Source organism: Pontibacter korlensis (assembly GCF_000973725.1).
GTDB lineage: Bacteria > Bacteroidota > Bacteroidia > Cytophagales > Hymenobacteraceae > Pontibacter > Pontibacter korlensis.
In genome coordinates this window covers 1,910,440-1,924,514 of sequence record NZ_CP009621.1, presented here as the reverse complement: position 1 = coordinate 1,924,514, position 14,075 = coordinate 1,910,440, and the positions used below count along the sequence as shown (strand labels likewise).

General features: G+C 46.9%; 12 protein-coding genes. All 12 read right to left on the bottom strand.

The genetic code is table 11. The features are described 5' to 3' along the window. Positions 1-30 precede the first annotated feature (30 nt). The gene (locus tag PKOR_RS08230) at positions 31-564 is read right to left on the bottom strand and encodes a GNAT family N-acetyltransferase (RefSeq protein WP_046310132.1); all 534 of its coding nucleotides are present in this window, start codon (positions 562-564) and stop codon (positions 31-33) included. A 161-nt stretch (positions 565-725) separates the two neighbouring features. Then, the gene (locus PKOR_RS08225; RefSeq protein ID WP_052738774.1) at positions 726-2,399 is read right to left on the bottom strand and encodes a M28 family metallopeptidase; all 1,674 of its coding nucleotides are present in this window, start codon (positions 2,397-2,399) and stop codon (positions 726-728) included. 128 nt (positions 2,400-2,527) lie between these two features. Beyond that, positions 2,528-4,549, bottom strand: a complete 2,022-nt coding sequence (gene uvrB, locus PKOR_RS08220; protein ID WP_046310131.1) for an excinuclease ABC subunit UvrB — start codon at positions 4,547-4,549, stop codon at positions 2,528-2,530. A gap of 359 nt (positions 4,550-4,908) precedes the next feature. Continuing rightward, positions 4,909-5,916, bottom strand: a complete 1,008-nt coding sequence (locus PKOR_RS08215) for a Kelch repeat-containing protein (protein ID WP_046310130.1) — start codon at positions 5,914-5,916, stop codon at positions 4,909-4,911. 9 nt (positions 5,917-5,925) lie between these two features. After that, complete coding sequence (locus PKOR_RS08210) at positions 5,926-7,326, bottom strand: DUF4270 family protein (protein WP_046310129.1); 1,401 nt, start codon at positions 7,324-7,326, stop codon at positions 5,926-5,928. 369 nt (positions 7,327-7,695) lie between these two features. Then, positions 7,696-8,079 carry a hypothetical protein gene (locus tag PKOR_RS08205; RefSeq protein ID WP_046310128.1) on the bottom strand — a complete coding sequence of 128 codons (384 nt, stop codon included), beginning with the start codon at positions 8,077-8,079 and terminating at the stop codon, positions 7,696-7,698. A gap of 268 nt (positions 8,080-8,347) precedes the next feature. Further along, positions 8,348-10,048 (bottom strand): porin family protein, encoded by a 1,701-nt coding sequence (locus PKOR_RS08195; protein WP_046310126.1) that lies wholly within the window; start codon positions 10,046-10,048, stop codon positions 8,348-8,350. Continuing rightward, complete coding sequence (locus PKOR_RS08190) at positions 10,032-10,610, bottom strand: RNA polymerase sigma factor (RefSeq protein ID WP_052738773.1); 579 nt, start codon at positions 10,608-10,610, stop codon at positions 10,032-10,034. The genes PKOR_RS08195 and PKOR_RS08190 overlap by 17 nt, the downstream gene beginning before the upstream one ends. A 502-nt stretch (positions 10,611-11,112) precedes the next feature. Beyond that, positions 11,113-11,382 (bottom strand): YkvA family protein, encoded by a 270-nt coding sequence (locus PKOR_RS24050; protein ID WP_235337350.1) that lies wholly within the window; start codon positions 11,380-11,382, stop codon positions 11,113-11,115. A 99-nt stretch (positions 11,383-11,481) separates the two neighbouring features. Next, positions 11,482-12,222: a shikimate dehydrogenase family protein gene (locus PKOR_RS08185; protein WP_046310125.1), complete on the bottom strand. Its 741-nt coding sequence runs from the start codon at positions 12,220-12,222 to the stop codon at positions 11,482-11,484. 27 nt (positions 12,223-12,249) lie between these two features. Then, positions 12,250-13,194 (bottom strand): polyprenyl-phosphate transporter, encoded by a 945-nt coding sequence (locus tag PKOR_RS08180; protein WP_046310124.1) that lies wholly within the window; start codon positions 13,192-13,194, stop codon positions 12,250-12,252. Positions 13,195-13,297: 103 nt separating this feature from the next. Next, positions 13,298-14,071 carry a phosphosulfolactate synthase gene (locus PKOR_RS08175; RefSeq protein WP_046310123.1) on the bottom strand — a complete coding sequence of 258 codons (774 nt, stop codon included), beginning with the start codon at positions 14,069-14,071 and terminating at the stop codon, positions 13,298-13,300. Positions 14,072-14,075: the final 4 nt, after the last annotated feature.

The window sequence follows — 14,075 nt, the reverse complement described above, 5'->3', positions numbered from 1 at the left end:
GAAGCAGGAGCGGGAACACCAGAACATATGTTACACCTCTACCTGCATATAAAGGTCGCGCTGCACATCCTGACCAAGTATAAAGTCTAGCTCTCCCATTTCCTTAAAGCCATACTTATTGTAGAATCGCTTTGCCCGCTCATTACGCTCCCACACTGTGAGCCACACAATGTCATATCCCTCGCTTCTGGCCTTTTCCAAACACCATTGCATTAGCTGGTCGCCGAGCCCATGCCCCAACCATGCTCTTGTAATGTAGAGCCTGCTAATTTGCAGCGCTTTATTGGCTACAACAGCTTCCGGAGCTTCTCCTTTATTCAGCTTTACATAGGCTATCGCCTCTTTATCTACCTCCACTATCAGAAATTCTGTGTCAGGATCGGCTAATTCTGCAGCCTGCAACTCTGCGCTATACATGGTAGGTTTGAAAGCTACCATATCATCAGGGTTATTATACTCAGCGAAAGCCTCCTTAAAAGTGCACCAGCCTAAGTCTGCCAGCAGTTCAGCATCGCCTGCTGTACCTGTTCTAAAATGGAAAGTATTGCTAATCGGTAATCTCATGTGTTTGTTGTTATGGATGCTAAGATAAGGCTGATAAGCAGTTCTGTGCCAAAAGCAGCCCTAGTCAGGGAGAAAAAGCTGCTCTTTCAAATTAAGACTTAATAAAAATGCCGCTCCGAAGTATCTTCCGGAGCGGCATTTTTATGGCGACAGCTTGAGACCTACTGCTTATTGAGGTAAGCTTCTCTTGCTGCTTTAAACTCAGAACCAGCTTTCCATTTTGGCCACTCTTCTGAGAAAGCAAGACGATGACCTACTTTATACAGCAACGATAGATCTTCCACGGCACCGTCAAACTTTAAGTCAGGATGCACCTCGTCTGATGGCTTATGGTAATAGGTAGCAAAGAACTCATCCAGCTTCTGTTTGCCATACTCTTTTCCTTTTTCAGCATGATCTATGCCAGGGCCAATAAACAGAGCTGGCACTCCAATCTTAGCGAAGTTGAAGTGGTCTGAGCGGTAGTATAGCCCTGCCTCCGGATTCTCTTCCGGAGCAACATAACGGCCTGCTTCTTTTGCTTCTTCAGAAATATACTCCTCTAGTTCAGACTGCCCCATACCATATAACACAACATCTTTCGTCTTGCCATAAGAGTTGAGCATATCCATGTTGATGTTGGCAATAGTCTTTTCTTTCTTGAAGATCGGATTCTCCGCATAATAGGCAGAACCCCACAAGCCTTGTTCTTCTGCTGTAACAGCCAGGAACACTATACTTCTCTCCGGAGAAGTTGGCAAGCTCTTGAAAGCTCTGGCTATCTCCAGTAAACCTGCCACACCTGTTGCATCGTCTACAGCTCCGTTATATATACTATCTCCTTCTGCATCTGCTTTGCCATAGCCTAGGTGGTCCCAGTGGGCGGTATAAATGATGGCCTCGTCTGGGCGCTTGCTACCGATAATCTTAGCCACAAAGTTATTACTCTTGTCATAGGTGGCATTTACCTTAAGGGATGTGCTGAGGCGAAGCCCCATAGGCTTTGGCTTGCCTCCTGGCTTAGAGGCTTTCTGTACAGTGGCGGCATAATCTATTCCGGCAGCCTCAAACAACTTGCGCGCTGTTGCGTCTGTTACCCATCCTTCAATGGCGCATTTGTAAGACTCATTACCGCGGTCGTCCAGGTACAGCTTAGACGTGTTCCAGTTATTCTGCACTACCTCAAAACCATAGCCTGCTGGCTCAGTATTGTGTATGATCAGGCAGCCTTTTGCTCCTTGCCGTGCGGCCTCTTCAAACTTATAGGTCCAACGGCCATAGTAGGTCATAGCCTCGCCTTTAAATACCTCCGGTGCATGTTCATAAAAGCCTGGGTCGTTTACCATGATGAGCACGATCTTGTCTTTCACGTCAAGGCCTGCATAGTCGTTCCAGTTATACTCTGGAGCTACTATGCCGAAGCCGGCAAAAACCAGCTCACTGTTTTTGATATCTATAGCTGGCTCTGTTCTCCTTGTCCAAAGCACATACTCCTCACGCCCCTGCAGCTCGAGTTTCTTGCCTTTGCCTTCCACTGTCATGCTTGGGCTTGGCATAGTGCGTATGTCCACCATCGGCACTTCCTGAAAGTAGCTATTGCCATTACCTGGCTCCAGGCCTAACTCTTTAAACTCCCGCTCCAGGTACTGCAGCGTTTTTTCTTCTCCACTGGTAAAAGGCTTTCGTCCCTCCAACTCATCTGAGGCCAGCTCGGTTAGGTATTTCCCATAGCTCTCTGTAGAAAGTGCAGCTACATTTTCGGCTTCGTTTACCGCTGTTCCAGAGTTACTGGAATTGCAGGCAGTAACAAGCCCTATTGCAGCAGGAAGAAGAACAGGTATAATTCTCTTAAACATGTAGATCTTAAGTTTTGACTTTCGTTTCAACAAACTTTGATAACAGTAAATATAGGTAAGCCGACTGCTTAAACAATGAAAAAGCAGATACCTTTCGATATCTGCTTTTCCGGAATCAGTTGTTGACCTTACTTCGTTTTAAGCAGCTTACGCAACTCTGACAGTTCATCTCTATACTTAGCAGCCTGCAGGAAGTCGAGGTCTTTGGCTGCTGCCTCCATCTGCTTTTCTGTTTTCTTAATGAGCTTCTCCAGTTCGTCGCGCTTCATAGTCTGGATGATCGGCTCGGCAGCGATAGATACTTCTTCCGGACCAGCATACATCTTCACCTCACGCTTCTTGGCATCCGCAACGGATGTTTGCTCAAAAATCTCACCTTTAGATTTAAGTACTGTACGCGGAGTAATGCCGTGTTCCTCGTTGTAGGCCATCTGTGTAGCACGGCGACGGTTGGTTTCATCAATGGCACGTTGCATAGAGCCTGTTATACGGTCGGCATACATAATCACTTTGCCTCGCTCGTTACGTGCAGCACGGCCCATTGTCTGTATTAGGGAGCGTTGGTCGCGCAGGAAGCCTTCTTTGTCGGCATCAAGTATAGCCACTAAGCTTACCTCCGGCAGGTCAAGCCCCTCGCGCAGCAGGTTTACCCCTATCAGCACATCGATCTCCCCTAAACGCAGCTCCCGCAGGATTTCTACCCGGTCAAGGGCTTTTACCTCGGAGTGCAGGTATTTTACCTTTATGTTAAGTCGATCCATATATTTGGCAAGCTCTTCAGACATGCGCTTGGTTAGTGTAGTCACCAACACGCGCTCTCCGGCTTTGATACGCTCATCCACCTCATCCAGCAGATCATCCACCTGGTTAGCACTTGGCCGTATTTCGATTTCTGGATCCAGTAGACCAGTTGGTCTGATAATCTGCTCCACAATTACACCTTCAGCCTTCTGCATCTCATAGTCGCCTGGCGTGGCGCTTACAAACACCACCTGGTGCATCAGGCTTTCAAACTCGTTAAAGGTAAGCGGGCGGTTATCCATCGCTGCCGGTAAACGGAAGCCATACTCTACCAGTGCCACCTTACGGGAACGGTCACCACCCCACATCGCGCGCACCTGCGGCATTGTTACGTGGCTCTCGTCAATCACCATCAGGAAATCATCCGGAAAATAATCTAGCAAGCAGAACGGACGGGCACCCGGGGCACGGCGGTCAAAGTAGCGGGAGTAGTTCTCAATGCCGGAGCAGTAACCTAGCTCACGAATCATCTCTAGGTCAAACTCGGTTCGCTCTTTTATACGCTTAGCTTCCGTAGGGCGATCTTCTTTCAAAAAATACTCGTGCTGCGCCACCATATCGTACTGTATCTCCGAAATGGCCTGCTGCAATGTGTCTTTGCCTGTTACGAAAAGGTTAGCAGGATAAAGCGTTACGGTCTTCTCATCCGATAGCTTTTTACCTGACTGCGGATCAATTCTATGTATAGCCTCCAGCTCATCGCCGAAAAAGTATAGGCGGTAGGCAAAGTCGGCATAAGCTGGATAAATATCCACAGTATCGCCCTTCACCCTAAATGTTCCACGTGTGAACTCGCCCTCGGTGCGGCTGTACAGTATCTGCACAAATGTATACAATAGGTTATTGCGGCTGTAGCGCTGCCCGGGAGCCAAATAGAGCACGTTTTTCCCAAACTCCTCCGGGTTACCTATACCATAGATACACGACACAGAGGCCACCACCACAATATCACGGCGGCCAGACAGCAGAGCAGAAGTAGTATGCAGGCGCAGTTTCTCTATCTCCTCGTTTATGGCCAAATCTTTTTCTATGAACACATCTGAAGAGGCAATGTACGCTTCCGGCTGGTAGTAGTCGTAGTAAGAGATAAAGTACTCCACCGCATTTTCGGGGAAGAACTGCTTAAACTCGCCATACAGCTGTGCAGCCAGTGTCTTGTTGTGGCAGAGCACCAGCGTAGGCTTGCCCACGTTTTGAATAACGTTGGCCATCGTAAAGGTCTTACCAGTACCAGTGGCACCCAGCAGCACTTGGGCTGGCTCACCTTTCTGTATGCCCTCGGTGAGCTGGGCTATAGCTTTCGGCTGATCGCCGGTAGGTTTGAATTCTGAGGTTAGCTTAAAGTCCATTCGTCTTTTTTACGGATCAGTAAAGATAAACTATAACATTTAAAACGGGCGGTTAGTTTAGCCAGCTGCAATAGTTATCCCTTCTGTACGGCAGCAACCTTAAAAGGCTTTAAACACAAAAAAAGCCTGTTGTAAAACAACAGGCTTAGTGCACTAGATTACAGAAAATTAATTTTAAATAACGGGCATAGGCATCATGAAGCGCAGTAAAAGTTTCACTCTTTCTGCTCTGTCTATGCTCCTAGGCAGAAGCCTCTATACCCTAACCTTCATGTATAGCATTTGGTTACAACAAGATATAAAAAAAGCAGCCTAACGTTAATTAGGCTGCTTTAGTTGTTGTTTGTTTAAGCTGATGACTACTCGCTAACAATGGAAGGGTTAAGCTGCCACAGGTCGTCGAAGCGCAAAGAGCCTGATTTACCCAAGCCAACATAACCGTACTCCCCAATTCCGAAACCGATGGCGCCATCTCTTATGCCACCATCGAAAGTACCTAGTTCTGTCCAGGTATCAGTAGCTGGGTCATACTTCCACACATCGTTTCCAGATGTTGTGCCTGTGGTGCCTCCTACCAAGTATCCATTATTGTGAATGGTAAATGTAGCAGCGTAAGTGCGCGGAGTAGGGTATTTTTCATTTGGCCGCTGGTCTGATGCCAGGCTTTTTAATGTTCTCCACTGGCCAGTTGCCGGGTCAAACTCCAAAAAGTCTGTCTGATACACACTGTTGTTTTGACCACCGCCTACATAGCCTTTGCCGTTTACTGTGAAGGCAAAACCGTTCAAACGCTTAGCACCTTGCAGACCTACCTGCTCCGTCCAGGTGGCAGTGGCTGGGTCATACTGCCAGAAGTCCTTCTGATAGTTACCGTCGAAGCCAGCGCCTACATAGCCTTTATCTGCGAAAGACATAGCAATGGCACCGTAACGGGCTGAGGCAGGGAAATCTTCAATCTGGGTCCAGGTATCGGTGGCCGGATCATACTCGTAGAAATCCTTCAGGTAATTAACACCATCATAACCAGTGCCAATATAACCTTTTCCATTAGCAGAGAAGCCTATTGCAGCGCTTCGTGCCGCTCCCGGGAAATCGGCTTTTTTAACCCAGTTGTTCGATGCTGGGTCATACATCCAGAAATCTCTTAAGCGAATGGAGCCAGCGTAACCAGTGCCAACATAGGCTTTGCCATCGATCACGAAAGATACGGCACTGCTTCGGGCTACACCGGCAAAGTCAGACTTCTTTTGCCATTCTCCCAGTAGTACCTCGCTATCACTGTCTTCGTCACAGGAAGAGAACACGCACACAGACAGCAGCATTGCCACTACTGTAAACAGGCGCACTTTTTTAAAGGGGTTTTTCATAGTTGTAGGTTATTGGATAGTAGTATAGTAAACTTTTAATCTCACGTTCTTGATAGCCTGGTTTTGTGCGCCAACAACCAAACGGCTAACAGAATTTCTAAACTCGGAAGAGGCCGGAGCCAGGTAAAGCGGCTCATTAATACGGTTCTCATTCTTCAGTTTGTTAATCAGGTATTCGGTAATGGAGAACTCATAACGACCCTCTGTTGCTGTTTCGCTAGACTTGATATATGCAGAAGTCAGTGGTATTATTTCCTGAGTGTACTCAACATTCAGCGGCGTGTACAGCACATTGCTAATACTGGTCTCATACAGCCCTACCGAAGACGGTACAAAGAAAGGATAACCTGTGGCAGCACCTCTGAATGGCTCTACAACCAAAGTTGCCTTGTTGATGAATTCCGGCTTCAGCTTTTCTTTCAGGTTTTCCAGGTATGGTATCTCTAACTTGATTAGCAGACCTGTACCAGCTTGCGCCACGCTTATCTCATTGGTAGCACTGGCAGGCAGCTCTTTGCTATCTTTCAGGCCTTCCAGTGGCGTACCTGTAAAATCACCATCGAACTTATTGTACTGCAGGTTAGAGTTGATGAGAGAGAAGTTATAACTCTTTACCGTTCTGTTGCCACCTGATGAAGACGGCTCTGAGTAGTACAGCCTTACAACAGCACCACTTGTAGGGAAGCCTAGTACAGCATTACCCTCAGAGGCTACTATGCCAAGGCCCTTGAAAAACGCAGCAAAGCTATTGTTATCTTTCAGCTTATCATCTCCAGCTTTCTGCAGGTCGAACCACTGCTGCCCAAGCTCATTTTGAAGGCTAATCTCCAGCGTATCCTTGCTTACTGGTCTTGGAGAGAAAGTGTAAGTTGCCAACGGCTCCGGCTTCAGGTCTACTTTACTAACGCTGTAAAGCCCTGCTCCCTGATGATAGAAGCTGGAATAAGGCTGCTCATTCGGAATAACAGGCGGCAAATTACGCGCTGTTAGTGTTGAGTTAAGCTCGTATACGCTGTAAGTTACACGCTGCGTGGTGTCGCCGTAGTAATAACCTGAGGTTGGGAGTATCAGCTTCAGGGAATCGTATGTTGCACCTTCTGCAGGCGTAGCCAGTACACCGCCTGGCCCTACCTGAAAATAGGTAGATGCCTGCAAGGCTCCTGTCTGTGGGGTGGTGTATTGTCCCGCCAGCATAATACCAGACCCGGAAGTAGCAATCGAATCGGCCAGCACTGTCGACACGTTTATCGTGAGCGTATCCGTATAAACACCAGAAATATTATCCTCCACAAGCTCCAGGCCCAGCTCATTCGGGTCCTCACAAGAGGCCAGAGTAAGCATTGCGCCTAAGCAGCAAAGCAGGTAGTTAAACTTATTCTTGTAGAGGGATTTTGTCTTGAAAAATTGCATATAATGACCGTGAAAACAGGTTTTCCTCAAACTAATGTGAAGGCTTTAATTCTCTTTCCTCACCCGATTTTGAAGAGAAACTTTGTGTACTGATTCTTTCCTAAACTATGACACAAAGTCATAACTTATTTGGGTTCAAATATAACACTATATTTTCTTCAACAGAAAGATATTACCTTCTGTAAACTGCAATACCCTCAGATTATTGCACAATGTCCGGGCTGTTGATCTACAATTGTAAAACAGACTGCAGCACTTCGCTTTAGGCTGGACGCAACGGCCATACTTAGCAAACAAAAGGCCCGCGAAGCAGGCCCCCTGTCATAACATTCACCTTATTATTAATCACATTACACTTAAAAACACTTGCTATCGTGCTGTTACTGAGACAGTGCCTTCGCACACATCAACAATTTTAACAGCAGGGTGCATCAGCGCAGTAGCAGCACAGCGAGGGCCATCAGAGCCATTCAGCTCCAGGCGCAGGCTTACCTTTACACCGATCTGCCTGTACTCTTCGGGCAGAGTGTTGGTAGTAACATAGCCTCCCCGCAACTGCCCCACGTAGCTGCCTGTTTTCTCAGCTGTTTCTTCAGAATTATCCTCCAGCTTAAGCACATACCATCCAGCTTCACAATCCTGCGCTACTACTTCTGCAACCGTACAAATGGGCATAGGTGCCGATTTAGAACAGCCAGCTGCCAGCAGCGCAAGGCAGAGGTACAGCAGAATTATGTAGCATAGACTTTTCATAGTTAGTAAAAGGACAAGGGTTACTTTATGACATATAAGCACATAGGCTTACCGTCAATTTCATAGCTCAGAATATGGCACAAAAATTATATGATTGCTGCGAGAAGAAGCACCAGTAACAGATACCATCCATAAAGGTTCTGACGAGCCGCTATAGTACATAGCTCCAACAGGTCTTGTAGTGGTCTCATAGGCAGGAGTCTTTTCTTCTACAATTTTATGACCCCTGGCAGCAACAAAGCGTTGCATGCCCCACAAAAAATAAAGCTTATTTACGTCCGGAGCCCAGCTCGTAGTTTACAGCCATGTTTATACCCATGGTGTAAGGTTTACCCTGCGGTGCCTGTGCTTTTTCAGGAGAGGAAAGCATCGTATCGAAATACCCTCTGTACTCCGGACCTATTGCCACAGAAATATTATTTGTAAGGCGCTTGCCCACACCGGCGGTAACGTTACCAGACCACTGCAGCTTTCGGAACGGCGATTTCTCATCATTCAGCTCATAATCAATATCCCGAACTTCTGCCGAATTGGCAATAATAGATGTCTGCACCAGTATGTTAGCAGCCACACCAGCACCTGCAAACCAGAACCAATCTTTACCTAGCTTGCCTTCATACTGCATCCCTACCGGCACAGTAAGGTGGCGGTAACGATAGAGCACATTAAACTCATTCGTTTGAGCTACACTAAGTGAGTCAGAAGCAAAATTGCTGCTGAGCGATGGCAGGAAGATAGTGGTAGCTCCAGGCGTTTCTTTATCTTGAGTACCAGGCCTTCTCCAGAACTGCTGAATCACATAACTGGACTTAGATCTTGCCGTGTTCTGTGTAAAGCCTAAGCCACTCAATAGTTTCCATTTCTTACCTATTTTAAAGCCGGCTTTTGCCTCTATGCCGAACGAGAAACCTGGCTCCACTTCCTCCTCATACTCTTCCCGGGCATCGTCCATCAGCCTTGCTGACTCCTGCAAAGCTGTAGGAGGCGCAAAAGAAGCAAAGCTACTTGCAGCGGTACCCATCATTAACTGGGTCGGTATACCTATGTTCTGCTCAAAGTAGCTTGGTGCATAAGCCATACCTAAAGACCATCTGCCACCAGAAACGCTTTCCTGTTCTTTCTCTGTGCTACCGGCAACTGCCAGTGCTTTCTCAGATTTATACATTTGCTTCACCGCCTCCTGCTCTGCCTGTAGCTGCTTCATGCGGTTCATCACGATCTCGTTAAGCCTTTTAAAGTCGTCGGTAGGTTCTGGAGAGGACCCTGCTGCAAAGCCAGTTCTTCTTTCTGCGTTAAATCCAGCAGTGGCAGAAGACGGCCTTGTAATGGTGCGGTGCACGTTTTCGAATCGGGAGAACATGCTTCTGATGCCCATGCTTTCCCTGCTGTCCTGCTTACCTTGCAGTATAGAGCTATACTTATGATCCGGCACACTATGCCAGGCACCTGGATTAGTAGTAGTGGCATCAGCTATAGCAGGTGCAGCGTCTTTTTGCGTGCTTATACTCGTGGCTGAAGAACTATTTGGGCTTATCGTTGTACTTCTATCTGGAGCAGCCCCCTGCTTAGCAAACAGCTCCTGAGGCTGTACCGCCTTTTGCATGGCTTCTGCAATAGCCTCATCTACTGCTAAGCCTTCCGTTTCTGTTGTCTGCTCTTCGCCTCTAGTGGCTGGTGCTGTTGCGGCTATTGTACCTGTTTGCAGCTGTACCTGAGAAGCTGGCACTGCGTCCGATCCGCTAAAATAATAGGCAGCAAAACCTCCGGCTATCAATAGCAAGGTAACGCAAGCGGCAGCAAGCTGCCTATAAAACAGCATACCCCGCTTATAGTGCCCGTTTTCCTGCACTGTCAGGCTATGGTCTATTCGGTCCCAAAGGTCTGCGGACGGAGAAGCCTCAGCGTCCTGCATGCGGCGCCGGAACTCTTCCTCCAGGCTTCCGCGCTTATCGTTAGTTGCTGATGACATGTTCCTTTAAATTATTTTCCTGGCGCAACAACATACTCTGCAGTATGGCTCTGGCGCGTGAATACTGTGATTTCGATGTCCCCTCTGAGATACCCAGCATCTCGCCTATTTCCTTATGGTTGTAGCCCTCAATAGCGTAGAGGTTAAAGACCATACGGTAGCGTGGCGCTAAGCTCTGGATCATACTCAGGAGTTCGTCCATTGTATAGCCGCTCAGGCTCACTTCCCCAGAACTAAGGTTAGCTACCTCTTCTGCCTCATGCGACACCGTTAGTAGCTGTTTGCTTCTTAGGTGCTTCAGGGCAGTGTTGATCATGATGCGGCGAATCCAGAACTCCAATGGGCAGTCTTTTTTAAAGTTTTGGATATTGTTGAATACTTTGATAAAAGCATCCTGCATGATATCCTCTGCCTCAAAGGTTGTGGGGGCGTAACGCAGGCAAACTACCATCATCTTTTTAGCATAAAGGTCATAGAGCAGGCGCTGCATCTCGCGTTTGCCCGCGATGCACCCCTCAATGAGCTTATCCTCGTCTGACTTAGGTTTAGTAAAAAGCTTCAAATGCTGCCTGTTTACGCTTGTTCGATTCTATGATTCCTGCTGATGCCAGATGGTTGCAAGCAGGTAAAAAAATAGTTCTTGGTAGCCCATACACCAGTTGAAAATAGGTGCTTTATGGGCAATAAGAATGATTTCAATCAAGAGTAAAGGTATAAAATCCTAAACCAGAAGCTGTAACCTTTCTGAGGTTATTTTGCACACCTTAAAAACAACAGATTTAAGCTAGTTGAAGCATCTAGCTACAGGAGCGTAACCAAGAATATGGTATGATATAATGAGTCCTAAAAAAGTAAAGCCTCCCTGAGGAGGCTTTCTTCTTTCGCAGCAAGTTGTAGTGTTGTAAATCATCTTAAACCCTGCTCAAAAGATCTTTTATACCTTAATACGGTACGTCGGAGAGAAAAAACTTATAGATGCCAATAGCAACTAATGTCAGCAACAGCATCCAGGTATAAGCTACAACTTTGGTTGCTACTACCGACTGGTCCATTTCCTCGAGTGCCTACAGGCGCGCCTGTTGTAGCACTTCTTTAGGGAGTAGTCGGTATGATAACGTTAAACCTAGTGTTACTATTACAACATCATCCAAATACCCAAATACAGGTGTCAGGTCAGGTACTAGATCTATTGGGCTGACGGCGTATGCAATGGCAACGGCCAGCATTATCATAATGTACCAATCTACCTTCACGTCGCGGCACGACAAGTACAGGGCGTAAATACAAGTGTTCAGTGAATATGCTTTCTGCCTTAGGGAGTTTAAGTACTGCACGGTAATATGCGTTGTTGAGCTTATACTCCTTTAACGTATATAACACAGGACAGAGTTGCACCTTTTACCCCCTTTATTCGCCTCTCACAATTGTACTATTTAATATTCAATATTCCAAATATTCCAGGCAGCATCTGCTTGGCGGTGAAGCATGAGCAAACCGTTCATTACCTTAGCTCCCTTAGCAGCACATTTCTGCATAAGCTTTGTCTGATTAGGGTTGTACACCAGGTCATAAATAAAGTGCTGGTCCGTTATATTATCGTAAGGCAGTTCTGGTGCTTCCTCTACCTGAGGATACATGCCAAGCGGCGTGGTGTTGATGATCAGGTTGTAATCAGAAAGCACCTCTGACGTTAGCTGCGTATAGCTTAACTGCCCCTCTCCTTCTTTTCTGGATACGCGCAGGTACGGGACATTTAATGCATCCAGAGCAGCCCATACAGCTTTTGCCGCTCCACCGGTACCTAACACTAAGGCCTGCTTTCGTGCTGGCTCCGGATAAAATTCTTCCAGAGAACTTTTAAAGCCAACGTAATCGGTATTGTAGCCTTTGGTTCGGCCGTTAGATATTTTGATCGTGTTTACTGCCCCAATGGTAGCTGCAGCTTCATCTAGTTCATCTAGCAGCGGAATAACTTGCTCCTTGTAAGGCACTGTTACGTTTAGCCCCACCAGTTCTGGCTCCTGCTGCAGTAGCGTTGTCAGCTCTTCGGCCCGCGGCAACTCATACAACTCGTAAGCTGCATCAGTTATTCCTTCGCGCTCAAACTTTTCTGTAAAGTATTTCTTTGAAAACGAGTGCCCAAGCTTTTTACCGATAAGTCCGAATTTGCGCATGAGGTGTAGAGGAATGAGATGTTGAAACTATACTTCCGTGTTTGAGTCTTCTGTAAAGCGATCTACAAGGTATACGAGCAGGAAACCTGCAATTGCCAGCACTACACCATATACCAAGTATGGCTCCTGGCCAGTCAGAGCTTCATAGCTACTTGGCAGCACGTTTTCCTGCACCAACGGCTTTACTGCACCATGACGGTCAGTGTAGGTCTCAAGAGTCAGCTTCCATGGCCATACTTTATTTAGTGAACCTACCATAAAGCCAGTAAGCAAAGCTACTGTTACATTATGGTAGTTCTTCAGCATGTAATTAAGCACATGCGAGAACGCTAAGATGCCCGTTACACAGCCTATTCCGAACACGGCTATAATGTCTGCCCGTAAGTCCTTCACGGCGTTAAGTATAAACTCATACTTGGCCAACAGCACCAACAGGAAGCTTCCTGAAATGCCCGGCAGAATCATTGCGCAGATAGCAACGGCTCCTGACAAAAAGATGAACCAGTACGCTTCTGAAGTTTGTGTAGGTGTGGCTACGGTGATATAATATGCTATAACTGCCCCCACCAAGCCAGCCAGTACAACACCCAACCTCCAGCGGGTAATCTTTTTGCTTACTACCACTGCAGAGGCTACAATCAGTCCAAAGAAGAATGACCAGAGCATCTCCGGGTAATTTTCAAGCAGGAAAAGGATAAGCCGTGAGAGGGAGGCAATAGAGAACAGTATCCCCGAAATTAGTACTACCAGAAAGTTTCCGTTAATGTGTTTCCAGAAGCCCTTAAGGTTAAAGCGCAGCAGCAATTTTATAGCCTCTCCGTTTACAGAACGGATGGAACCTAGCAGCTCCTCATAAATACCTGTAATAAAGGCGATAGTACCACCCGAAACGCCAGGCACCACATCGGCAGCTCCCATGCCTGCACCTTTCGAAAACAGCAGTAAATACTCTCGTAAAGATCTTCTTTCCATAAATTGTGTAACAACTATACTATTGCGGATGCGCTAAAACGGAAATTGCCCGTGCGGCCAAACCGACGGGCAATTTATACTTTTGTGTTTATACTTTAACCTTCTAGCAAGGTTTTTCAATATCTAGGAAGTGGTCGAAAGTATCGCCTCGTAAGCCCAGGCGAATAGTCTCCAGCGGAATAACCTCGCTTGGAGCAATATTACCAAGGTTTACATTAGCTCCTAAAAGCTTGATAAACCATACTTGCTGTGCCTTTTGCGGAGCCTCCCAAAGGATCTTCTCAAATGGAATCTGTGTCAGGATTTCCTCCACAAGGCCGCTGCGCACCTCACCAGTAGAACGGAAAAGGCCAACGTTACCACCCTCACGAGCCTCACCAATCACCTTCCACGCACCGGCTTCCAGCTCAGCTTTCATCAGTTTGATCCACATGTAAGGCGGGATGATTTTCTCGGCATCCTTAGAACCTACCTCTGACAGCACTGTTACCTGCTCAGACAGTTTAGTAATGTACTCACACTTTTCTTCGTGTGGCATCTCGATAGAACCGTCTGATACCTCAGCAAAAGTCATCTCATACTTGTCTAGCACACGGCGGTAATCGTCGAACTGGTTACGAACAATAAAAGCTTCGAACAATGTACCCCCAAAGTAGGTCGGAATGCCAGCTGCACGGTACACATCCAGCTTCTTCTTCAGGTTAGGCGTTACGTAAGACGTAGCCCAACCTAACTTTACAATGTCAACATAATCTCCGGCTACCTCCAGAAAGTCTTCTACTTCCCGAATGCTAAGCCCTTTGTCCATGGCCATGGTAAAGCCTCGTTCGCGTGGTTTCTCCGCACGCTCCGGAATGCTATTCAGCGTATAGTTCATGTGA

Coding starts and splice junctions, on each gene's coding strand:
- uvrB (WP_046310131.1), bottom strand. CDS start 4,549: ATGGACTTTAAGCTAACCTCAGAATTCAAACCTACCGGCGATCAGCCG.
- PKOR_RS08210 (WP_046310129.1), bottom strand. CDS start 7,326: ATGCAATTTTTCAAGACAAAATCCCTCTACAAGAATAAGTTTAACTAC.
- PKOR_RS08175 (WP_046310123.1), bottom strand. CDS start 14,071: ATGAACTATACGCTGAATAGCATTCCGGAGCGTGCGGAGAAACCACGC.
- PKOR_RS08225 (WP_052738774.1), bottom strand. CDS start 2,399: ATGTTTAAGAGAATTATACCTGTTCTTCTTCCTGCTGCAATAGGGCTT.
- PKOR_RS08195 (WP_046310126.1), bottom strand. CDS start 10,048: ATGTCATCAGCAACTAACGATAAGCGCGGAAGCCTGGAGGAAGAGTTC.
- PKOR_RS08205 (WP_046310128.1), bottom strand. CDS start 8,079: ATGAAAAGTCTATGCTACATAATTCTGCTGTACCTCTGCCTTGCGCTG.
- PKOR_RS08215 (WP_046310130.1), bottom strand. CDS start 5,916: ATGAAAAACCCCTTTAAAAAAGTGCGCCTGTTTACAGTAGTGGCAATG.
- PKOR_RS08180 (WP_046310124.1), bottom strand. CDS start 13,194: ATGGAAAGAAGATCTTTACGAGAGTATTTACTGCTGTTTTCGAAAGGT.
- PKOR_RS08185 (WP_046310125.1), bottom strand. CDS start 12,222: ATGCGCAAATTCGGACTTATCGGTAAAAAGCTTGGGCACTCGTTTTCA.
- PKOR_RS08230 (WP_046310132.1), bottom strand. CDS start 564: ATGAGATTACCGATTAGCAATACTTTCCATTTTAGAACAGGTACAGCA.